Origin of the sequence: Haloarcula limicola, assembly GCF_010119205.1 — an archaeon.
GTDB classification, from domain to species: domain Archaea; phylum Halobacteriota; class Halobacteria; order Halobacteriales; family Haloarculaceae; genus Haloarcula; species Haloarcula limicola.
Genome location: NZ_WRXM01000001.1, coordinates 1,564,382 through 1,584,930, shown reverse-complemented (window position 1 = coordinate 1,584,930; position 20,549 = coordinate 1,564,382). Strand labels below are relative to the sequence as shown.

18 protein-coding genes and 1 tRNA gene are annotated in these 20,549 nt (G+C 66.0%); 7 read left to right on the top strand and 12 right to left on the bottom strand.

Annotated elements, in window-relative coordinates; genetic code table 11:
• Positions 1–67: 67 nt before the first annotated feature.
• Positions 68–2,254 (bottom strand): elongation factor EF-2, encoded by a 2,187-nt coding sequence (locus GO488_RS08095; RefSeq protein WP_162317258.1) that lies wholly within the window; start codon positions 2,252–2,254, stop codon positions 68–70.
• 195 nt (positions 2,255–2,449) lie between these two features.
• Between GO488_RS08095 and GO488_RS08090 the strand changes: the two genes are divergently transcribed.
• Positions 2,450–3,199 carry a DUF5781 family protein gene (locus tag GO488_RS08090; protein WP_162317257.1) on the top strand — a complete coding sequence of 250 codons (750 nt, stop codon included), beginning with the start codon at positions 2,450–2,452 and terminating at the stop codon, positions 3,197–3,199.
• Here GO488_RS08090 and GO488_RS08085 read toward each other — a convergent pair.
• The 5 genes from GO488_RS08085 to GO488_RS08065 all read right to left on the bottom strand — a co-directional run bounded on the left by GO488_RS08085 (position 3,196) and on the right by GO488_RS08065 (position 6,335).
• Positions 3,196–3,909 (bottom strand): energy-coupling factor transporter transmembrane component T family protein, encoded by a 714-nt coding sequence (locus GO488_RS08085; protein WP_162317256.1) that lies wholly within the window; start codon positions 3,907–3,909, stop codon positions 3,196–3,198. The two genes, GO488_RS08090 and GO488_RS08085, sit on opposite strands and share 4 nt — an antisense overlap.
• On the bottom strand, positions 3,903–4,604 hold the full coding sequence (locus tag GO488_RS08080; protein ID WP_162317255.1) for an energy-coupling factor ABC transporter ATP-binding protein: 702 nt from the start codon (positions 4,602–4,604) through the stop codon (positions 3,903–3,905). Before GO488_RS08080 ends, GO488_RS08085 begins: the two co-directional genes overlap by 7 nt.
• Positions 4,601–5,179 (bottom strand): biotin transporter BioY, encoded by a 579-nt coding sequence (locus GO488_RS08075; protein WP_162317254.1) that lies wholly within the window; start codon positions 5,177–5,179, stop codon positions 4,601–4,603. Before GO488_RS08075 ends, GO488_RS08080 begins: the two co-directional genes overlap by 4 nt.
• A 101-nt stretch (positions 5,180–5,280) precedes the next feature.
• Positions 5,281–5,904: a 30S ribosomal protein S7 gene (locus GO488_RS08070; RefSeq protein ID WP_162317253.1), complete on the bottom strand. Its 624-nt coding sequence runs from the start codon at positions 5,902–5,904 to the stop codon at positions 5,281–5,283.
• A 2-nt stretch (positions 5,905–5,906) separates the two neighbouring features.
• Positions 5,907–6,335 carry a 30S ribosomal protein S12 gene (locus tag GO488_RS08065; protein ID WP_162317252.1) on the bottom strand — a complete coding sequence of 143 codons (429 nt, stop codon included), beginning with the start codon at positions 6,333–6,335 and terminating at the stop codon, positions 5,907–5,909.
• 214 nt (positions 6,336–6,549) lie between these two features.
• On the opposite strand from GO488_RS08065, the gene GO488_RS08060 reads away from it, so the two are divergent.
• On the top strand, positions 6,550–8,958 hold the full coding sequence (locus GO488_RS08060) for a methyl-accepting chemotaxis protein (protein WP_162317251.1): 2,409 nt from the start codon (positions 6,550–6,552) through the stop codon (positions 8,956–8,958).
• A gap of 37 nt (positions 8,959–8,995) precedes the next feature.
• On the opposite strand, the gene GO488_RS08055 is transcribed toward GO488_RS08060, so the two are convergent.
• From GO488_RS08055 to GO488_RS08030, 6 genes are read right to left on the bottom strand one after another with little or no spacing between them, the layout of a single operon-like run.
• The gene (locus GO488_RS08055) at positions 8,996–9,421 is read right to left on the bottom strand and encodes a NusA-like transcription termination signal-binding factor (RefSeq protein ID WP_162317250.1); all 426 of its coding nucleotides are present in this window, start codon (positions 9,419–9,421) and stop codon (positions 8,996–8,998) included.
• Entirely contained in the window at positions 9,421–10,602 is a 1,182-nt protein-coding gene (gene rpoA2, locus GO488_RS08050) for a DNA-directed RNA polymerase subunit A'' (RefSeq protein WP_162317249.1), read from the bottom strand. Before rpoA2 ends, GO488_RS08055 begins: the two co-directional genes overlap by 1 nt.
• Positions 10,603–10,605: 3 nt before the next feature.
• The gene (locus tag GO488_RS08045; RefSeq protein ID WP_162317248.1) at positions 10,606–13,512 is read right to left on the bottom strand and encodes a DNA-directed RNA polymerase subunit A'; all 2,907 of its coding nucleotides are present in this window, start codon (positions 13,510–13,512) and stop codon (positions 10,606–10,608) included.
• Between the two features lies 1 nt (position 13,513).
• On the bottom strand, positions 13,514–15,340 hold the full coding sequence (rpoB, locus tag GO488_RS08040) for a DNA-directed RNA polymerase subunit B (protein WP_162317247.1): 1,827 nt from the start codon (positions 15,338–15,340) through the stop codon (positions 13,514–13,516).
• Between the two features lies 1 nt (position 15,341).
• Positions 15,342–16,907, bottom strand: a complete 1,566-nt coding sequence (locus tag GO488_RS08035) for a DNA-directed RNA polymerase subunit B'' (RefSeq protein ID WP_162317246.1) — start codon at positions 16,905–16,907, stop codon at positions 15,342–15,344.
• Positions 16,907–17,134: a DNA-directed RNA polymerase subunit H gene (locus tag GO488_RS08030; protein WP_162317245.1), complete on the bottom strand. Its 228-nt coding sequence runs from the start codon at positions 17,132–17,134 to the stop codon at positions 16,907–16,909. The genes GO488_RS08035 and GO488_RS08030 overlap by 1 nt, the downstream gene beginning before the upstream one ends.
• Positions 17,135–17,422: 288 nt before the next feature.
• Between GO488_RS08030 and GO488_RS08025 the strand changes: the two genes are divergently transcribed.
• The 5 genes from GO488_RS08025 to engB all read left to right on the top strand — a co-directional run bounded on the left by GO488_RS08025 (position 17,423) and on the right by engB (position 20,505).
• Positions 17,423–17,495: transfer RNA gene (locus tag GO488_RS08025), tRNA-Asp, on the top strand.
• 664 nt (positions 17,496–18,159) lie between these two features.
• Complete coding sequence (locus GO488_RS08020) at positions 18,160–18,810, top strand: hypothetical protein (RefSeq protein ID WP_162317244.1); 651 nt, start codon at positions 18,160–18,162, stop codon at positions 18,808–18,810.
• Positions 18,811–18,977: 167 nt separating this feature from the next.
• Complete coding sequence (locus GO488_RS08015; RefSeq protein ID WP_174242488.1) at positions 18,978–19,283, top strand: winged helix-turn-helix transcriptional regulator; 306 nt, start codon at positions 18,978–18,980, stop codon at positions 19,281–19,283.
• A 40-nt stretch (positions 19,284–19,323) separates the two neighbouring features.
• Positions 19,324–19,821, top strand: coding sequence for a metallophosphoesterase family protein (locus GO488_RS08010; RefSeq protein WP_162317242.1), 498 nt, complete (start codon positions 19,324–19,326; stop codon positions 19,819–19,821).
• 66 nt (positions 19,822–19,887) lie between these two features.
• Positions 19,888–20,505, top strand: a complete 618-nt coding sequence (gene engB, locus GO488_RS08005; protein ID WP_162317241.1) for a GTP-binding protein EngB — start codon at positions 19,888–19,890, stop codon at positions 20,503–20,505.
• The last annotated feature ends 44 nt before the right edge of the window (positions 20,506–20,549 follow it).

Here is a 20,549-nt window from a genome sequence, read left to right as displayed (position 1 = left end):
CAGCCTTTTTCGCCCACGTTTTTCGAGGCGTGGTGGCCGCAGGCCACCCAACGAAGAAAAAGGTGGTTTAGAAGTAGTCGATCGCGGCGGGCAGTTCCGTCTTCATGCCCTTGCGCTCTCGGATCTCGGTGATCTTCTCGGGCTGGAGGTTGTCGGCCATGACCTGGAAGCCGGCGTTCTCGGTGTTCCAGGAGGCGCGGCCCTCGGTGGCCGAGCGGATGTCGGAGGAGAACCCGATCATCTCGTCGACGGGCGCGACGCCCTCGACGACCATCAGGTCGCCCTCTTGGTACATGTCGTCGACGCGGCCACGGCGACCCTGAATCTCGCCGGACGCCGCGCCCATGTGGTCGTTGGGCACGTCGATGCGGACCTGCTGGATCGGCTCCAGCAGTTTGATGTCCGCGTCGACGAGGGCGTTGTGGACGGCCTCACGGACGGCGGGGATGACCTGTGCGGGACCGCGGTGGATGGCGTCCTCGTGCAGTCGGGCGTCGTGCAGTCGCAGGAGCGAGCCCTGGACTGGCTCCGCGGCCAGCGGGCCGTCGTCGAGGGCCTCTTCGAGCCCCTCGATGACGAGTTCCATCGTCTCGTTGAGGTGCTGGATACCCTTCGTCTCGTCGAGCAGGATGTTGGTCCCGTGGATGTGCTCGATGTTCTGGGAGTCGTCCTTGTCCATGCCGGCCTCTTGCAGCGCCTCGCGGCGCTCCAGTTCGGGCATGTCCATCGACGCCTCGCCGAGCTTGATGGTCTCGACGATGTCGTCGCTGAGCGGTTCGACGGTGATGTAGAACCGGTTGTGGTTGTTCGGCGAGCGCCCCTCGACCTCGCGGGAGTTGGACTGCGGGGCCTCGCGGTAGACGACGATCGGCTCCCCGGTGTTGATCGGGATGCCCTGGTTGCGCTCGATACGCTGGCCGATGACTTCGAGGTGGAGTTCGCCCTGCCCGGAGATGAGGTGCTCGCCGGTGTCCTCGTTGATCTCGATCTGGATGGTCGGGTCCTCCTTCGCGACCTGCTGGAGCGTCTGGATGAGCTTCGGCAGGTCGTCCATGTTCTGGGCCTCGACGGATTTCGTGATGACCGGCTCCGAGATGTGCTCGATGGACTCGAAGGGCGTCATCTCGACGCTGGAGACGGTCGATCCGGCGATGGCGTCTTTGAGACCGGTGACGGCGGCGATGTTGCCGGCGGGGACGCGCTCGACTTCCTCGCGCTCGCCGCCCATGTAGATGCCGACGCTCTGGATGCGGTTCTTGCCGGCGGTGCCGGAGACGTACAGCTCCTGGCCCTTCTCCAGCGTCCCGGAGAAGACGCGCCCGGCGGCGATCTCGCCGGCGTGGGGGTCGACGCCGATGTCGGTGACCATCAGGACGATCTCGCCGTCCTCGTCGACCAGTCGCATCCCCTCTGCGAGTTCGGACTCCGCGTCGCCGCGCCAGATGCGCGGGATACGACGGGGCTGGGCGTCGATGGGGTTCGGGAAGTGCTCACAGACCATGTCCAGCACGACGTCCGAGAGCGGCGTGCGCTCGTGGAGTTCCTGGCGCTTGTCGGCGCGCTCCAGTTCCATGATCTCGCCGAAGTCCATCCCGGTGCGCTGCATCGAGGGCATCGAGACTCCCCACTTGTAGAGCGCGGAGCCGAAGCCGACGGTGCCTTCCTCGACGGAGACCGTCCAGTCCTCGATGTCGTCCATCTCCTCGGTCATCCCGCGGATGAGGTCGTTGACGTCGCGGATGACGTCGAGCAGCCGGGACTGCATCTCCTCGGGACCCTCCTGCAGTTCCGAGATGAGACGGTCGACCTTGTTGATGAACAGCGTGGGCTTGACGCCCTCGCGCAGGGCCTGCCGGAGGACCGTCTCGGTCTGGGGCATGGCGCCTTCGACGGCGTCGACGACCACGAGCGCGCCGTCGACGGCGCGCATCGCGCGGGTCACGTCGCCACCGAAGTCGACGTGGCCGGGGGTGTCGATGAGGTTGATGAGGTGGTTCTGGTCCTCGTACTCGTGAGTCATCGAGACGTTCGCGGCGTCGATGGTGATCCCGCGCTCCTGTTCGTCTTCCTCCGTGTCCATGGCCAGCTGTTGGCCGGCCGTGTCGTCGGAGATCATGCCCGCGCCGGCGAGCAGGTTGTCCGTCAGCGTCGTCTTGCCGTGGTCGACGTGAGCGGCGATGGCGATGTTCCGGATGTGCTCCGGGTCGTCCATCAGTGTCTCACATTCCTGAACGATTTTCTTACGTCGGCCCATTATACAGAAGCGTATCAACAGGAGGGTCAAAAGGATAGTGTTTCCATGTGAGCGTGCTATTCGCACGCGAAGAATCTGGTCCGAGCGACGCGGGCGGCGACTGACCCGATGGGGCAGTCTCGCGGTCCGGAAAATCCGGCGACGAGTGCGCGCTCCACAAGAGACATACCGCTTCGACGCCTGTGAACGTGACACATGGATGTCCACGTACGGGGCGGGCCGGCCGAACCGTTTCTCGGGGCCCGGAACCTCTTTTCGACCGAGTACGACCTCGAACGACCCGTGACGGTACGGATAGAACAGAGCCCGGACGAGCGCACTCGGGTGAGCCACGACGACCACGGCCACCGGCTGACCATTTCCCGACAGGCGGCGACCAGCGCGATGGCCCGCGAACTCGCGCTGCACGAGTTCGCCCACATGCACCACCACGAACGAGGTCACCCCTCGCACACGCAGTCGACGGAGGAGGCGATCTACCTCGCGCTGGCCGGCCGTTCCGTCGAGCGGCGGAAGCTCACGCACTGCTATCAGATAGCGAACCACATGAAAGACGTCTACGCCGACGACGTCTGGATGGCGATGGCACCGGGGGACAAACTCGTGGGCTTTCTGGAGGCGAGCCTCGCGGCGGCCGTCGCCGACCGCCCGGTCGAACAGCCGGGCTGGGAGCGGCTGACGCCGGCGTCTGACCCCGACATCACCGCGGTCAACGCCGCGTTCGCGCTGGCGCTGTGTGAGCGCCACGACCTCGTCGACGAGGGCCACCGGATGTACGACCTCGCGCACGCGGCTGCCCACGACGCCGCCGATGTGGACCTCGCGGAGTTCAAGCGTCACTTCGAGTCGCTGTCGCCCGACCCCGACGAGTCGGAGTTCCGGAAGGCGCTCGTCGACGTCACCAGAGCGTACGCCAGCGGCGACGGCGGGCAGGCCGCCGACTAGAGGAGCGCCGTCGCTGGCGACAGCGCGAGCGCGATTCCCACCGCGAGCACCGGATAGTCGCGTCGTTCGAAGGAGAGCGGCGGCAGCGTCGGGTTCCAGGCGAAACAGCGCGCCCGGAGCGCCGCGCTCAGGCGGTCGGAGCGCGCGAGCGTCCGGTCGAGCGAGCGGACGGCGAGCAAGCGGGCGCGGACCCACGCCGGGCGGCGCTGCCCGCCGCGGGCCAGCATCGCGTCCCGAACCTCCCGAACGTCGCCCAGCACGACCGGAAAGAGGCGGACGACCAGCGCCATCCCGACGCCGAGCAGCTGTCCGGGTTTGCCCGGAACGAGCCGCTGGACGGCCGCGCGCGTCTCCCTGACCGGCGTCGTCGTCAGGTAGGCGGCGCTCACGAAGAGGACCGGGACGACGCGGGCGACGAGTCGCGCGGAACGAAGCGCCGGTTCGACCCGAAACCACGGCGGACCCAGCGCGACGCCCGCGATCAGGGGCGCGAACGCCAGCACCGCGAGGACGATTCGGTACGAGCGACAGACCGCGAGCGGTGAGAGCCGCGCGGCCGCCAGCACGAGCAGCGAAAAGAGCGTCGCTCCGACGAGCCACGGCGCGGTCGAGTGGGCGACGACGGCGACGGCGAGCCCGAACTGCACAAGCAGTTTCGACCGCGGGTCGAGCCGGTGGACGACGGTGTCGCCGGGCCGATAGCTCAGCATCGCGGATCTCGAACGCCGAGAGCCGACACTTCGTCGAGGGCTCGTTCGGGAACGTCGTCGAGAACGACGCGGCCGTCGCGCAACCCGACGACGCGGTCGGCCCGCTCGTGGAGGTCCCGCAGGTCGTGGGTGACGACGACGACGCCGGTGCCCTCGGCGTGTAACGTATCGAGATGGGCGAGCACCGACTCCCGCGCCGGCCAGTCCAGCCCCGTCAGCGGTTCGTCCAGCACGAGATACGACGGCTCCATCGCCAGCGCGCCGGCGATGGCCGCCCGGGCCTGCTCGCCGCCCGAGAGTTCGTCCAGTCGCTCGTCCGCCCGGCCGTCTAAGTCCACCGCCGCGAGCGCGGCCTCGACCCGGCGGTCGATCTCTTCGCGGTCCAGCCCGAGGTTCTCCGGACCGAACGCCACGTCCGCGCCGACCGTCGCGGCGACGAACTGGTCCCGCGGCTGTTGGAACACCATCCCGACGCTCGTCCGCGCGGCGACCGGCCGCTCGGTCACGTCGGTCCCGTCGACCGCGACCGTCCCCTCGTCGGGCGTCAACAGCGCGTTGAAGTGCCGGACCAGCGTCGTCTTCCCGCTCCCGTTCGGGCCGACGAGCAGGCAGAACTCGCCGTCGGGAATCGAGAGCGAGACGCCGTCGAGGACGGGGTCGTCGTAGCCGGAGACGAGGTCCTCGACGGCGATCATCGCCCCGCGAGGGAGCCGCCCCGGACGATGGCGACGGCGACGCCGGCTTTCACCACGTCGACCGCGAAGTACGGAGCCATCGTCGCACCCGCGCGGCCGAGCGACAGCCCGGTGACCGCGGCCATCCACGGCACGCCGACGACGTACACCGCGACCACGGCCGCGAGCAACCCTGCAACCTGAATCGCGGTCGATACCGACGACAGGGACCGCGGTTCGACGCGGCGATGGACGATCGCCCCGGCGACGACCGCCCCGACCAGAAAGCCGAGCAGGAAGCCGCCGGTCGGCCCGAGGAAGTAGCCGAGTCCCGCGCCGCCGTTCGAGAACACCGGCACGCCGGCGAGACCCACCAAGAGGTAGAGCGAAAGGGCCAGCCCGCCCCACAGCGGTCCGAGCAGCAAGCCAGCGAAGAACATCCCGAAGTGCTGCAGCGAGAACGGCGGGAGCGCCCCGGGGAGCGGTATCGACACGTACGAGAGCGCCGCGGTCAGCGCCGCGATGAGGACGGCGGTCGTGAAGTGCCTGACTGTCTCGTCGCCCACCAGCTCGACGGATTCGTGCTGTTGTGACATACGCTCTCCTCTCTCGTCAACCAGAATATAATCGACGGTTCACCGATCGGGGAGGACGGCCGTCGCTGCCCGCTAGCAAAATCGGAAAAGACAGTCGCAGATCAGCGAGCGGCGGCCGCGACGCGCTCTTTCTCTTCTTTCTGGTTGACCGAGTACGCCTGGACGTCGTCGTTTGCGGCCCCGACGAGCTGCTGGGCCAGCGCTTCCTCGGCGTTGGTGGTCGTCTTGAAGGAACTGCCGTAGACGCCCTCGGCGAGGAACTTCAGGGCCTGGTCGACGCGGCGCTGGGGCGCGACGTCGACGGCCTTCGGGACGGAGATGCCACCGTACTTCAGGCGGACGGTCTCCTCGCGGGGGGCGCTGTTCTCGACGGCGCGGACGAGCACCTGCACCGGGTTCTCCTCCGTGCGCTCGTGGACGATCTCGAAGGCGTCCTGCACGATGGAGGTGGCAAGCTGCTTCTTGCCGGTGTTCTCGTCGGTCTGCATCAGGCGGTTGATGAGGCGCTCGACGACGCTGATCTCGGACTTCTTGAACTGCTTGTCGGCGTGTCGGCCCATCGTATGCGCGATGGGCGTGACCGTGATGTAGCGCTCGGTCGAGGGGTCGGAGTACTCGATGTCCGTGACCGACCACGTACCGAACAGTTCGGCGCGGGCCGTCTCCTCCTCTTCGTCGTCTGTGCCGGCGGGGGCGTCGGGTTCGGGTGGTTCTTCCTCGCTCATGGTTATCGGACGGGTTTCTCGGCGTTGCCGCGGACCAGTTCGATCATGGAGACGCCGTTGACCTTCTCGACCTTGTAGTTGACGCCGGAGAGGTCGCCCATCGCGCGACCCTTCGCACCGCCGATCCCGGCGATGGTGACCTCGTCGTGCTCGTCGATGAACGAGATCGCGCCGTCACCGGGACAGAACGCGGTGACCTGCTTCCCGTTCTTGATGAGCTGAACGCGGACGCACTTTCGGATCGCGGAGTTGGGCTGTTTCGCTTCGATGCCCACCTTCTCTAAGACGATGCCTCGACCCTGCGGCGCGCCCTCGAGCGGGTCGGACTTCTTCCCGAGCCCGCGTTCGCGGCGCGCGTAATCAGAGTCGGACCACCGGTGCTGCTGGCGGTCCTTCTTGAGTTTGCGCGCGGCGTATTTGCCGTTTGCCATAGTACGCTTCCGTATCCTGCCGAGATACTTAAGACTCCTCTTTCGTCGGCGACCGAGACGGCCGATGCGTGGCGTTCGCACACACGATACCGGCGATCACACCGGGAATGACGAACATCGTTTCCACGGCTCCGTCGCGATACTTATTCGTGATAACTGGAAGCGAGAACTTACGTAGAGCGTCGAAAAACCGCTACAGAAGAGCTAAGAGTCGATGAAGACAACCGAACTGCTGCCAGATTTCGTACGGCGGAGCTACCTCCGAAAGTTCGCCGTCGCCGTGGCCGTCATCGCCGTCGTCGTCACGGGTGCCGGCCTGACTGCACAGACCGCGATCGCGAGCGAACTGACCGACCAGCGAACGAACGAACTGCGGACGACCACCGAGCAGGAAGCGGAGTCGATGGATGGCTGGCTCGAACGACAGTCGCGGACGACGCGGCTACTGTCGAATCACTACTTCGTCAGCGACGCGACGGCGACGCGGGCCGAGGCGACGTTCGAGAGCGAGAAACAGCGGATGGGAGAGTCGATTCACGCGATCAATCTCGTGAATCAGTCGACGATGCGGATCGACCGGAGTACGGTCGAGGGATATCCCGGTCGCTCGCTCTTCCAGTTCGGTATCGCGTGGAATCGGGGGTCGCTCATCCTCAGCGGTACCGACGACGTCGCACGGTCGAAGGTCTTCAAGTACGAGGACCACTACTACATGGCCTTCGCCAGCACCGTTCCGCGGACCAACTACATGACAGTCGCGTTCTACAACGTCAGTCAGCGCTCACAGGCGTTCAGCAACTCTATCGAGGGCGGCGAAACGCAGGTGGTCGAGTCGGGCAGCGCGAGAGACGAGATCGTCTTCGCCGATAACACCTCGCTCATATTCGGTGCCTACGAAGGCGAAACGGAGAAGCGAGCCGTCGCGGCGGCCGCGAATGGGTCCAGCGGCGTCGTGCAGGCCGGCGACGAAGTGCTGAGTTACGCGCCCGTGGCGGGCACCAATTGGGTCGTCGTCAAGCGTGCTCCCACCGAGAACGTCTTCGCGTTACGCAATCAGGTGCAGCAGTACCTGTTCGCGCTCATCGGTCTCGCGCTGCTCGGGTTCGTCGCCTTCGGCGCGTTCGTCGGCCGCGACATCAAGCGGTCGCTGACCGGCGTCGCCGACCGCGCCGAGGCGCTGGCCGCCGGCCGAATCGACGAGACCGAATCGAGCGAGCGGATGGACGAGATCGGACAGGTCGAGCGGGCGTTCACCGACATCCAGGCGTATCTCGGCACTGTCGCGGACCAGGCCGACGCGCTAGCCGCACAGGAGTTCGACGACCCAGTCTTAGACGAGGAGGTGCCGGGTCGCCTCGGCGAATCGCTCTCGGCCATGCAGACCGACCTCCAGCAGTTCGTCACCGAGATCGAGGCGGCGAAGACGGACGCCGAAACCGCTCAGCGGGAGGCCGAGGAACTCGCCGACTCGCTCGAACGACAGGCCGAGGAGTTCTCCGACGTGATGCGCCTGGCCGCCGAGGGCGATATGACCCAGCGACTCGACACCGAGACCGGGACCGAAGCGATGGACGAGATCGCACGGGCGTTCAACGCGATGCTCGCCCAGCTGGGCCAGACGGTCGTCCACATCCGCGAGTTCGCGGCCGACGTCGACGGCTCGGCCGACCAGATCACCGCCAGCGCCACCGAGGTCCGCGACGCCAGCGAGGAGGTCAGCGAGTCCGTCCAGGAGATCGCCTCCGGTGCGGACAGACAGCACGAGAACCTCCAGCAGGCCGCAGACGAGATGTCGAACCTCTCCGCGACCATCGAGGAGGTGGCCGCACAGGCCGACGAGGTGGCCGGCACCGCCGACGAGGCCGCCGACGTCGGCGAGACCGGCAGCGAGCGCGCCACGGAGGCGATGGACGTGATGAACGACATCGAGGCGCGCGCCGACGAGACCATCGACCGGGTCGAAGCCCTCGACGAGGAGATGAGTCACATCGGCGACGTGGTCGACCTCATCGACGACATCGCGGAACAGACGAACATGCTGGCGCTGAACGCCTCGATCGAGGCCGCCCGCGCCGGCGAGGCCGGCGAAGGCTTCGCCGTCGTCGCCGACGAGATCAAGCAACTCGCACAGGAGACCGGCACGGCGACCGACGAGGTGTCGGCCGTCATCGACGACGTGCAGTCCTCGACGAGCACCGCCGTCGACGACATCCGGGAGATGGGCGACAGCGTCACCGACGGCATCGAGACCGTCGACGACGCCATCGAGTCCCTGGAGACCATCGTCGACCGGGTCGACGCCGTCAACGACGGCATCCAGTCGATCAACCGCGCGACGGACGAGCAGGCGAGCGCCACCGAAGAGACCGTCGCGATGGTTGACGAAGTCGGGTCCATCAGCGAGGAGACCGCCAGCCAGGCCGAGAACGTCGCCGCGGCCACGGAGCAACAGACGGCCACCATCAACGAGGTGACGACGAGCATCGAGTCGCTGTCCGGACAGGCCACCGACCTCCGCGACCTCCTCACGCAGTTCGACGTGGAGACGGCACAGATGCCCATGACCGATACGGACGTCTACGACCCCGACGCGACCGACCGCTCGGTGGCCGGCGACGACTGAAGAAAGTTCGACCGAGCCGACCCCACTCGACTCGTTTTCAGGTCAGCTCGATACCGTCGATTCCGAAGTGCCGCTTCGCGAGCTGGCGCGCGGCGTCGATGTTGCGCCCCTCGCGACCGATGGCCGCCCCGCGGTCTTCCTGTGCCACCTCGACGTAGGCGACGGTGTCGTCGTTCTCGGAGACGGTGACGTTGTACACCGCCGCCGGTGCGAGCGCGTTGGCGACGAAGTTCTCGGCCGTCTCGGCGTCTTCGACGAGTTTCACGTCGCGGCCGAGCTGCTCCTCGACGGTACCGACCGTCTGACCGCCCGGCCCGATGGCGTCGGCCATCTCGCCGCGCTTGATCAGGTAGACGATCTGGTCGTGGGCCTCGTCGACGACGCAATCCCGGACGGTGACGTCGGCCTCGTCCTCGAAGAGGGCGACCAGTCGGCGCGCTTCGTCCGAGATCTCGATTCGCATCAGTCCTGACTCGCGCCCATGCGGAGGTCCACGTCGCCGGTGCCGAGCTTGATGGGCTTGCCGACGATGACGTTCTCCGTGACGCCGTCGAGCTCGTCGACCTCGCCGTGAATGGCGGCGTCGAGCAGGTGGTTGACCGTCACCTCGAAGGCCGCCCGGGCGAGCACGGAGTCTTTCGACCCGCTGATCCCGTGGCGACCGATGGACTCGATGGTCCCCTCGTTGGTCATGATGTCCGCGACCAGCATCAGGTGACGGACGTTCACGTCGTCGAGGCCCTGCTCTTCGAGCGTGTTCATCGTCTCGTTGATGAGCGTCTCGCGGGCGGCCTCGACGCCGAGGCTCCGGTAGATCTCGTGGATGTTGTTACACGTCGTCCGGGAGGCGTCGACGCCCTCGATGCCGAGCACCTCGCCGAAGTCCGAGCCCTCGGTGTAGAGGACGAACTCCTCGCCGTTGTCGGTCTCCTCCTTGCGGATGACGACGCGGGAGATCTCCTCGATGCCCTTGAAGACGATGTCGCGCAGCTCCTCGACCAACTGGAGGAGGTCACGGTAGCTCGGCTCCTCGGGGCCGAACTCGATGACCGTCCCGGCCTGCTGGGTTTGGACGCCGAGGTTCGACTCGATGATGTCGGCGATCTCCTCGGCGATGGCCTCGGTGTCGTTCATCGTCGGCCACCGTTCGAGCAGCGTGTCCTCGTTCAGGTCGATCTGGACGAGCATGTCCGCGACGTTCGTCGAGATGTCGCCGAGCGCGAGGATGCGCGTGGCCTCGATCTTCCAGACGACCTCGTGTGCGCGCTCGCGGTCCTCGGCGTGCTCCTCGTCCAGATGGACGGTCATCATCGGCGTGTCGGGCGTCTTCCGCGCGTCGACCAGCTCGATGAGTCGCGGCAGGCCCTGGGTCACGTCGATCTCGGCGACGCCCGCGTAGTGGAACGTGTTCATCGTCATCTGCGTCCCCGGCTCCCCGATGGACTGCGCGGAGACGGTGCCGACGGGGTCCAGCGGGTCGACGCGCGTGTTCATGTAGCGCGTCTCGACGGCCTGGGCGATCTCGTCGGCCTCCGCGACGGTGACGTCACGGGCTTCGATGGAGCTGTACACTTCGTCTTTCAGCCGGCGCGGGAGCTGCGTGTCCTCGACGACGGCTTCGATGTCTTCGGTGACGTTCGTCATGGTTCAGTCGTCTCCCTCGGCCATCCACCAGTCGTCGGCGTGTTCCGAGAGGTTGGTGCGCTCGGTGCGCTGCCCGAGGAAGCTCTCTTTCTGCTTGTCGTCCTGGAACTCCTCGTTCAGTACGCTGTCGGCGATCTGCTCGACGTCGACGGCGGCCTCGTCCTGATTGGAGGAGACGTTGACCGGCGACGTGCCGTCCTCGCCGAACTCGAACTGGACGATGGTGTCCGAGGTGTCCCGGACGGTGCCGTCGTACTGCGTCTCGAGTTCGGAGAGCGCGTTGATGAGCCGGCGCTGGAGGTAGCCGGACTTGGAGGTACGGACTGCCGTGTCCACCAGCCCCTCGCGGCCCCCCATCGCGTGGAAGAAGAACTCCTTCGGCCCGAGCCCCGAGCGGTAGGAGGCTTCCACGAAGCCGTGGGCGTCAGCCGAGAGGTCGCCCTCCTCGAAGTGCGAGAGGGTGCGGCCCTCGTAACCGCGGTTGATCCGCTCGCCCCGGACTGCCTGCTGGCCGACACAGCCGGCCATCTGGGTCAGGTTCAGCATCGACCCGCGGGCGCCGGACTCGGCCATGACGACCGCCGGGTTGTCGTCGCTGAAGTGGTCCTCGGCGATGTCACCGGCGGAGTCACGCGCCTTGCCGAGCGTCTGCATGATCTTCATCTCTAAGGTCTCGTCGACGGTTCGGCCGGGCAGCGATTCGAGTTCGCCCCGGTCGTAGGTGTCGATGAGCTCCTCGACGCGGTCGTAGGCGGAGTCGATGGCGTCGTTGATCTGCTCTTCGGCCTCGCGGGGGATCGACTCGTCGTCGATCCCGATGGAGAACCCGAAGTGCATGATGGCGCGCATCGCCAGCGCCGAGACCTCGTTGACGAGGATGCGGGCGCGCGTCTTCGAGTAGTCCTTGGCGATGGTGTCGACGACCTCGCCGCCGAACGCGCCGACCGCGTCCTCGTCGATGGTCCCCGAGGTCATCTCGCCGTTCTCGATGGAGACGGTGTCGCCGGCCGAGGCGGTGAACTCCAAGTTGAGGTCGTCGGGCAGGAGTTCAGAGAAGAGGGAGCGTCCCGTCCAGTACGCCTCGCCGTCTTCCTCGCCGTCCGGCTCGGGCAGCTCGTCGATACGCGTCGCCCGCAGTAGGTCCAGCGCCTGCGTCTCGTTGAAGTGCGGGTTAGTGTGAGTCAGCAGGTACGTCCCGCTGATGTGGTCCTGAATCGCGCCGATGATGTTCTCCCCGAAGCGCGGCGAGAGCATCTGTTCCTGCACGCGCATGAGGACGCGGGCCTCCGCGCGGGCCTCCTCGTTCTGCAGGGCGTGCATGTTCATCTCGTCGCCGTCGAAGTCGGCGTTGTACGGCGGGCAGACGACGGTATTGAGCCGGAACGTCTTGTACGGCATCACGACCACTTCGTGGGCCATGATGGACATCCGGTGCAGCGACGGCTGCCGGTTGAAGATGATGATGTCGCCGTCGACGAGGTGCCGGGAGACTTCCCAGCCGGGCTCGACCTTCTCCGCGAGTTCCTCGCAGTTCTTCTCGGTGACCTTCAGCCGGCGGCCGTCCGGTCGTCGGACGTAGTTCGCGCCGGGATGGCCCTCCGGACCGTTGGCGACGTAGCGCCGAGCGTTGTCGAGGTTGCGCTCGTTGACGTTCATCGTCTGGGTCATCTCCCGGGCGACCCGCGTCGGGACGCCGACTTCGTTCATCGAGAGGGTCGGGTCCGGCGAGATGACGGTCCGCGCCGAGAAGTTGACGCGCTTCCCCGAGAGCGAGCCGCGGAACCGGCCCTCCTTGCCCTTCAGCCGCTGCGAGAGCGTCTTCAGCGGGCGACCGGAGCGGTGTCGCGCCGGCGGCGTCCCCGAGATCTCGTTGTCCATGAACGTGGTGACGTGGTACTGGAGCAGTTCCCAGAGGTCCTCGATGATGAGCTGGGGAGCACCCGCCTCGCGGTTCTCCATGAACCGCTGGTTGATGCGGATGATGTCGACCAGTTTGTGGGTCAGGTCGTCCTCGCTGCGCTGGCCGTTGTCCAGCGTGATCGAGGGGCGGGCGGTGACCGGCGGTACCGGAAGAACGGTGAGAATCATCCACTCGGGGCGGGACCGCTCGGGGTTCATCCCGAGCACTTCGATGTCCCCGTCCGGGATGTCCTCGAACCAGTCCCGGATGTCCGAGGGCATGAGCTTGTTCATGTCCTCCTCGGTCAGGTCGACCGACAGCGCCTTCTCTAAGGCGCGGCGGTCCTCCTGTCGCGGGCGGAACTCGCCGCTGAGGATCTGCTGGACGCGGCCCGAGTCGATGCCGGTCTCCTCTGCGAGTTCCGGCGGCGAGATGCGGTCCTCGGCCTCTTCCATCGCGGCGGCGAGGCGGTCGGGGTAGTCGGAAGCGAGCACCTGCTGGACCTCGTAGTAGGTGGTCGGCTTCTCGTGTTTGATGTCGTACTGTTTCTCGCCGCAGAACGGACAGCGGTCCTTCTTCCGGGCCTGCCGGATGGCGGCCTTTGTCACGTCGTTCAGGTCGCGGCCGAGGTCGCGGGTCCGCTGGAGGCGCTCGGTGAACTCGTCGCGCTCGTGCTCGTCGAGGCAGAGCCGTGAACACTCCCGGCAGGTCCCCCGAAGGAGCCGTCGGATGAGCTTCGCGAACCCGACGTGGATAACGGGCGCGGCCAGTTCGATGTGACCGAAGTGGCCGTTACACGACCCGCTGTGTTTCCCGCAGGTCTTACACTCCAGTCCGGGGTCGATGACGCCCAGTCGCGGGTCCATCAGCCCCATATCGATGGGGAATCCGTCGTCGTCGTAGGTGTCGGCCGTGATGACCTTCGTCGCCGACATCTCGCGGTACTCCTCGGGGTCCATCAGCCCGAAACTGAGCTGACCGATCTCCTGTGGTGTCTGTTGGGAACTCATCTTAGACTGCGTCCTCCAGTTCGATTCGCGGGGCGATGCCGAGCGCCTTCATCTCGTCTAAGAGGAGCTTGAACGCGTAGGACATCTCCACCTCGTGGATGTCCGTCTCCTCCTCGCAGTTCGGACAGTAGACCCGGCGCTGTTCGACGTTCTCGACGGCGGTCATCCCACAGCGGCCACAGACGTTGATGAACTCGCGGTCGGACTCGTCGAGCAGACGCTCTTTGAGGGCCATCGCCGCGCCGTGCCCGATGAGCACGTCCCGTTCCATCTCGCCCACGCGCAGGCCGCCCTCGCGGGCGCGCCCCTCGGTGGGCTGGCGGGTGAGCACCTGCACCGGCCCGCGCGAGCGGGCGTGCAGCTTGTTCGAGACCATGTGGTAGAGCTTCTGGTAGAAGATGTCGCCGACGAAGATGTCCGCTTCAATCTTCTCGCCGGTGACGCCGGAGTACATCGTCTCCTTGCCCGAGGAGTCGAAGCCGTGCTCCTCGAGCGAGCCGCGGAGCCGCTCCTCGTCTTCGCCGGTGAAGGCGGTGCCGTCGACGCGGCGGCCCTCCAGCGCGCCGACCTTCCCGCCGATCATCTCCAGGATGTGCCCCACCGTCATCCGCGACGGCAGCGCGTGCGGGTTGATGATGAGGTCCGGGACGACGCCCTCCTCGGTGAAGGGCATGTCCTCCTGGGGCGCGATGTGGCCGACGACGCCCTTCTGGCCGTGTCGGCTGGCGAACTTGTCCCCGAGTTCGGGGATGCGCTCGTCGCGCACCGAGACCTTCGAGAGCTTCGAGCCGTCCTCGCCCTCCATCAGCGTCACCGTGTCGACGACGCCGGACTCGCCCGAGCGCATCGTCACGCTCGTCTCCCGGCGCTTCTGCGGGGAGAGACCGCCCATGTCGTCCGGCTCTTCGAGGAACCGGGGCGGGCTCGTCTTCCCGAGCAGGACGGCGTTCTCGCCGACGTCCGTCTCGGGGTTGACCAGGCCGTCGTCGTCGAGGTGGGTGTACGCCTCCTCGCCGCGAGCGCCGCGGACCTCGTCGTCGGGCATCTCGAAGCGGTCCTCCTGTCCGCCGGGGTAACGGCGCTCCTCGCCCTCGTAGGTCCGGAAGAAGTGCGAACGGGCGAGCGCGCGGTCGACCGACCCCTGGTTCATGACCAGGGCGTCCTCGATGTTGAACCCCTCGTAGCTCATGACGGCGACGACGAAGTTCTGTGCGGCCGGCCGGTCGTCGTAGCCGATCTGCTCGGTGGTCTGGGTCTTGACCATCGAGAGCTGCGGGTAGTGCAGCAGGTGCTGGCGCGTATCGGGGCGGATGCGGTAGTTCGCGCTCGGCAGTCCGAGCGACTGCTTGATCATCCCCGACCCCATCGTAATGCGGGGGCTGGCGTTGTGCTCGGGGTACGGGATCATCCCCGCACCGATCCCGAACATCAGCTGTGGGTCGACTTCGAGGTGCGTGTGGTTCTCGGTGAGTTCCGTCTCGTCGACACCGACGAGGATGTCCTCCTCCTCCTCGGCGTCGATGAACTCCACGACGCCGCGTTCGACGAGCTCCTCGAACTCCAGCTCGTCGTCTTTGACCTGCTCGACCTCCTCCTCGGAGATGAGCGGCTCGCCGTCCTCGACGACCAGCAGGGGGCGTCGGGCGCGGCCGGCGTCGGCGTTGATGATGACCTCCTCGGTGCGGTCCTTGACCGAGACGTTGACCATCTGGGAGACGTCCCCCCGCCGTCGGGCCTGTCGGACCTGTTCTGCGAGCTGTTCGGGGTCGGGGTGTGTCCCGACCAGGCTACCGTTCACGTATACTTTGGCTTCGCGTCCCTGACTCATGTTAATCGTCCGCGGGCTGCTGTTGGATGGATTCGATTCCGGGGATGCCCTGGACCCCCATGTCCGCGAGTTCCTGCTTCAGTTCCTGATTGTCCTCGACGTCCTGTGACAGCTCCATCGCCTGGGCGAAGTTCTTCACCAGACCGCAGTTCGGTCCCTCCGGCGTCTCGGAGGGGCAGATTCGACCCCACTGGGTCGCGTGCAGGTCACGCGCCTCGAAGTGAGGCTGGGAGCGGCTGAGCGGCGAGCGCAGGCGACGGAGGTGAGAGAGAACCCCCATGAAGTCCGTCCGGTCGACCAGTTGCGAGACGCCCGAGCGGCCGCCGACCCAGTTCCCCGTCGCGATCGGGTGTTCGAGCCGTTCGGTCAGCACGTCCGAGCGGACCACCGTGGAGACAGACAGTTGGCGGTTCCGCATGTTCGCGCGTTCGAGCTGGTACTTCACGTCCCGGGCGAGCTTGTTCAGCGCCGTCCGGAACAGGTCGGTCATCAGGTCGCCGCTGACCTTCAGGCGCTTGTTGGCGTAGTGGTCCTTGTCGTCGGACTCGCGCCGGTCGAGCGCGAGTTCGAAGCAGGCCTCGGCCATCCGGCAGAGGTAGTACGCCTTGTTGATGCGGACCTCCTCCTCGTCGACGCCCTCCTCGTGGAGGTGCGGCAGGAGATACCGGTCGATGACGTAGTTGGCCCGCTTCAGCTGGTAGTTCTTCCCCTGTCCGGAGGCGACGCGCTGGCCGAGAGTCTCGATCGCGCCCTCGGTGGTCTGGACCTCCGCTTCCTCTAAGTTCTCCAGCATGAACTTCACGATTTCGGGGTCCTCGCTGACGCGGTGGACGATCTCCTCGTCGGATTCCAGGCCGAGCGCCCGGACCAGCGTCACGAAGTCGATGCTTCCGGAGACAGACGGGAAGGAGACTTCGAGCAGGCCGTCGCGGGTGCGCTCACAGAGGACGAGCGCTCGGTACCCGCGGCGCTGGGAGAACGTCTTGGCGACCTGCACCTCGTCGCCGTACTTCGTGTCGTACTCGGCGAGGATCTTGTTCGGAGCGAGGTCCTCGCTGGTCATCAGCACCCGCTCGGAGCCGTTGACCACGAAGTAGCCGCCTGGGTCGGCGGGGTCCTCGCCGATGTCGATCAGTTCCTCGTCGGAGAAGCCGGCGATGTTACACTTGTTCGAGCCGACCATGACGGGCATCCGCCCGATCTTGGTCTCGGTCCGGTCGACGACTTCCTCGGGTTCCTCCTCGCCGCCGCGGACGATGGCCATCTCCATGAACACCGGCGCGGAGTAGGTGATGTTGCGGAGACGGGCCTCCTGCGGGTAGAGCAGTTCCTCGCTCCCGTCGGCCTCTCGGACGCGGGGCGTGACGACGCGGACGTCGCCGAGCTCGACCCACACCGGCTCCTGACCCTCTTTGTCGCCGATGTCGGTGTCGATGGTCTCCTTCTCGTCGACGACCTGTTGCATCCCCCGGTCGAGGAAGGAGTTGAACGAGCGGAAGTGATGTTCTGCGAGCCGTTCCTTGGCGAAGTACTCACGCGAGATTGCGCGTCGGTCCTGTGTGTCCATTATTCCACCACCAGTCGATAGACGACCGCGACGTCGGTCGTTCGCGAGTCGCGTTCGATTCGAATGACGTCGCCGACCTCGGCGTCCTCCGGGAGCGCCGGGTCGGCACGCTTGATTTTCGGAAGGTCGGTGCGCTTGATGTCGTACTCCTCGAGCACTGCGTCGAGGTCGTCCTCGTCGACGACGCTGTGGTCGGGGACGAGGTCGTGTTGACTTACATCTACCATGTGTGTGCGTGTGCGTGGGGCCTGCTACTGGAGAAGGTTGCTGTCACGAGATACTACAGGTCGTTATTGTCGGCATCGGTATAACGCTTACTAACTCGGCCGGCAGTAGCTACTCGGCCCATCTCTCCCCCCACGCCGGGAGCTTTGGGACGAACTCGCGTACCAGCCAGTTCGGCCAGCCCAGATATAGAAGTTTGGGTCCCGCCACGGGTACCCATCACAGAGCGCCTTCCTTTGGAAAGCCTTAATACTAACACCGGGATACGAAGAAGTGCAGCAAGGCAGCGTGCCCGGATGGTGTAGTGGCCCATCATACGACCCTGTCACGGTCGTGACGCGGGTTCAAATCCCGCTCCGGGCGCTTTCTCTCTAACATAACTCCCCCAGCGAGGCGTTTTATCGCCGAGCGACAGCGAGTTCGAGGAAACGCAGACAAGGGATTAGAGCCACGCAAACGCGAACGGTAGTGAGCGTTTGCCCGGGTTCAAATCCCGATCCGGGCGTCTTCTACTGCGGACAATTTCGACGAGCACCGCGTAGCGTGTGCTCGTCATCGTGAGCAGGTGAAACGACGAGAGGGGTTTGAACCCTGGGAGACGAACAACGTGAGTCTTCCTCCGGTTCAAATCCCGAGAGACTTCGTCTCTCGACGTTCGCAATCGCGTAGCGATTGCTCCATCCGCTCCGGGCGCTTTCTCTCTAACTCAATTCCCCCAGCGAGGTGTCTCGTCACCGAGCGGCGGCGAGTTCGAGGAAACGCAGACGAAGAATTTGAACCCGTTAGCACGTGTATAGCGACGGCTCTCGCGAGCGATAGCGGGGTTAGCGCGGCTATAACAATGACCTATCGGTGGAAAGTGTGGCGTGTGAGGGGTGTGCGCCCCTCGCCCTGTCATAGGCCCGCCCCGGGAGGCGGACGTAGGAAGCAAGACGCCAATCCGGCATATGTTTTGTCCCCGCTGTCGCGTCGGCGTACCGGTCCGTTCGCCGATAGACTGTTTAGTGGGCACGTTCCAACGGAGGGCATGGACGACGTAGAGGGCGAGACGATGCCCGGCGCGATCGTCGAGGCCTTCCTCGAACGCGAGGCGGGCGTCCGGGCGCTGCTCGAAGAGTTGGAGAAGATGACCATCGAGGGGCGTCACGGCGAGGTCCGCGAGCGGGTGCGAAACCTCGCGGACAGCGACGAGTCCGTCTTCTACACCGTCGCGTTCAGTCTGACGAACTCCCGGCAGTTCTTCGGCGACGTGGAGGCGCAACTCGACGTGACCGCCGCCGACCGCCTGCGCGACCTCGCGGAGACCTACCCGACGCTCGCCGAGCCGTTCAACATCGTCAGGACCGAGCGGGCGGAGGATCGGCTCAACCCGGTGACGGACACCAGCTACACGGTCACGTACCACCACGGCGTCGAGTCGCCGATGATAGCCTACAGCCCGCTCTCGGGCGACCAGCAACTGTACGAGTCGCGCGGGACGCCGAGCGAAGTGCTCCGGGTCTCGACGGACCTCGCGGCGGCGACCACCGACGCCCTCGACGTGGCCCTGGAGAACGACTACTCGGTCAACACCGAGGAGCTGAGCGCGCTCATCGACCGCCGCGAGGAACTGGAGACGGAGCTCTCGAAGTTGCGCGACCAGTTGGACGAGTTGCGGCGGACGCCGGTCGAGGAGTAGGGAGGACCGCTCACTCCGTTCGCGCCCCTCCCGATAAGTGAACGAGGAGCGAAGCGAAGGGCCTCGCAACGACGCGGTGAATGGAGCGAACCGCTACGCTGACGATGCCACAACTGGGGCGTTTATGTATCGGCACGCAGTACGGATAGATACGATTCTCTATGGGCATGGAAAGGCTGAGCAATCAGGTCGAAAAGGAGGGGCGAGACCTGACGATTCTCGAAGCGGTCATCAACAACGGACCGATCGGCATCGTTCGGCTCTCCGAGGAGACTGGGATTCCGGAACACAAGGTACGGTACTCGCTCCGGATGCTGGAGGACGACGAGTTGGTCGACCCGACGCCGCAGGGCGCGATTCCGGCCGACGACATCGACCAGCGCGTGGCGGACATAAACGAGGGCATCGAGACGCTCGTCGATCGCCTCGAGGAACTCGAAGGGCTGTTCGCGACGACGGAAACCCCCGAGTAGCGGACGAACGATTTTGTCGCCGGCCGCCGAACCGGCGGTCATGGACGTTGCACTCATCAGCGACACGCACATCCCGTCGCGGGCGGCCGAGATACCCGCTGCCTTCGAAGAGCGCATCGAAGCGGCCGACCACGTGATCCACGCCGGGGACTTCGACAGCGAGGGCGCGCTGTCGAACGTCAGAGCGATGTCGTCTCGCTTGACCGCCGTCGCGGGGAACATGGACCCGCGTATCGGACTTCCCGACCGAGCGACGGTCGAACTCGGCGGCGTCACCTTCGTCGTCACGCACGGCACCGGTCCGCATCGCGGATACGAGGACCGCGTCGCCGGCATCGTCCGCGAGGAAGCCGATGGAGCGGACAGCGACGCCGTCGGTGTCTCGGGCCACACCCACGAGGTGCTGGATACGACTCACGACGGCGTACGACTGCTGAATCCCGGGAGCGTAACGGGTGCGGCCCCCGCCGAGCGGACGACGATGATGACCGCGACGGTGCGAGACGGCGACCTCAGCGTAACGTTGCACGAACGGTAGCGTCGCGGTCGAGCACCGTGAAAGCCAAACTGACGCGCTTTTCCCCGTCGGCGCTGTACCGGCGGTATGTTCGACTCACGCCCGGACCGCGACGCCGAGGTGGTCCTCGTCGGCCGCTCCAACGTCGGCAAGTCGACGCTGATGCGAGAGCTGACCGGCCACACGTTCGACACCGGCCAGCGCCCCGGCGTCACCCGCAAGCCCAACCACTACGACTGGGCCGGGCCGGATTTCGTCCTCACGGACCTCCCCGGCTTCGGCTTCATGAAGGGCGTCCCCGAGGACGTCCGCGAGGAGATCAAGACCGACGTGGTCCGCTACGTCGAAGCGAACGCCGAGAAGATTCTGGTCGGTATCCTCGTCGTCGACGGCAAGAGCGTCGTCGACATCATCGACCGCCACTCCGGTCCCGAGGAGATCCCCCACGACGTCGAGATGTTTCACTTCCTCCGGGAGGTCGGCGTCGAACCCGTCGTCGCCGTCAACAAGATGGACAAGGTCGACGACGAGGACGAACGCCTAGACGACCTCTGTGACCGACTCGGTCTCCACCCGCCGTGGCAGCAGTGGCAGGAGACCATCGCGCCCATCTCCGCCAAACGCGGCAACATCGACGCCCTGAACGAGGCGGTGCGTCACCACCTGCACGAGGCACAGCGGGACGACCTGTTCCAGTTCTTCTGACGGTGTCCGCCGGACGAGTGGCGGAGAGGAGCGTCCCCTCCAGA

Excerpts from the sequence above, each read along its gene's own strand:
- GO488_RS08095 (WP_162317258.1), bottom strand. The coding sequence starts at position 2,254 with ATGGGCCGACGTAAGAAAATCGTTCAGGAATGTGAGACACTGATGGAC.
- GO488_RS08090 (WP_162317257.1), top strand. The coding sequence starts at position 2,450 with ATGGATGTCCACGTACGGGGCGGGCCGGCCGAACCGTTTCTCGGGGCC.
- GO488_RS08085 (WP_162317256.1), bottom strand. The coding sequence starts at position 3,909 with ATGCTGAGCTATCGGCCCGGCGACACCGTCGTCCACCGGCTCGACCCG.
- GO488_RS08080 (WP_162317255.1), bottom strand. The coding sequence starts at position 4,604 with ATGATCGCCGTCGAGGACCTCGTCTCCGGCTACGACGACCCCGTCCTC.
- GO488_RS08075 (WP_162317254.1), bottom strand. The coding sequence starts at position 5,179 with ATGTCACAACAGCACGAATCCGTCGAGCTGGTGGGCGACGAGACAGTC.
- GO488_RS08070 (WP_162317253.1), bottom strand. The coding sequence starts at position 5,904 with ATGAGCGAGGAAGAACCACCCGAACCCGACGCCCCCGCCGGCACAGAC.
- GO488_RS08065 (WP_162317252.1), bottom strand. The coding sequence starts at position 6,335 with ATGGCAAACGGCAAATACGCCGCGCGCAAACTCAAGAAGGACCGCCAG.
- GO488_RS08060 (WP_162317251.1), top strand. The coding sequence starts at position 6,550 with ATGAAGACAACCGAACTGCTGCCAGATTTCGTACGGCGGAGCTACCTC.
- GO488_RS08055 (WP_162317250.1), bottom strand. The coding sequence starts at position 9,421 with ATGCGAATCGAGATCTCGGACGAAGCGCGCCGACTGGTCGCCCTCTTC.
- rpoA2 (WP_162317249.1), bottom strand. The coding sequence starts at position 10,602 with ATGACGAACGTCACCGAAGACATCGAAGCCGTCGTCGAGGACACGCAG.
- GO488_RS08045 (WP_162317248.1), bottom strand. The coding sequence starts at position 13,512 with ATGAGTTCCCAACAGACACCACAGGAGATCGGTCAGCTCAGTTTCGGG.
- rpoB (WP_162317247.1), bottom strand. The coding sequence starts at position 15,340 with ATGAGTCAGGGACGCGAAGCCAAAGTATACGTGAACGGTAGCCTGGTC.
- GO488_RS08035 (WP_162317246.1), bottom strand. The coding sequence starts at position 16,907 with ATGGACACACAGGACCGACGCGCAATCTCGCGTGAGTACTTCGCCAAG.
- GO488_RS08030 (WP_162317245.1), bottom strand. The coding sequence starts at position 17,134 with ATGGTAGATGTAAGTCAACACGACCTCGTCCCCGACCACAGCGTCGTC.
- GO488_RS08020 (WP_162317244.1), top strand. The coding sequence starts at position 18,160 with ATGGACGACGTAGAGGGCGAGACGATGCCCGGCGCGATCGTCGAGGCC.
- GO488_RS08015 (WP_174242488.1), top strand. The coding sequence starts at position 18,978 with ATGGAAAGGCTGAGCAATCAGGTCGAAAAGGAGGGGCGAGACCTGACG.
- GO488_RS08010 (WP_162317242.1), top strand. The coding sequence starts at position 19,324 with ATGGACGTTGCACTCATCAGCGACACGCACATCCCGTCGCGGGCGGCC.
- engB (WP_162317241.1), top strand. The coding sequence starts at position 19,888 with ATGTTCGACTCACGCCCGGACCGCGACGCCGAGGTGGTCCTCGTCGGC.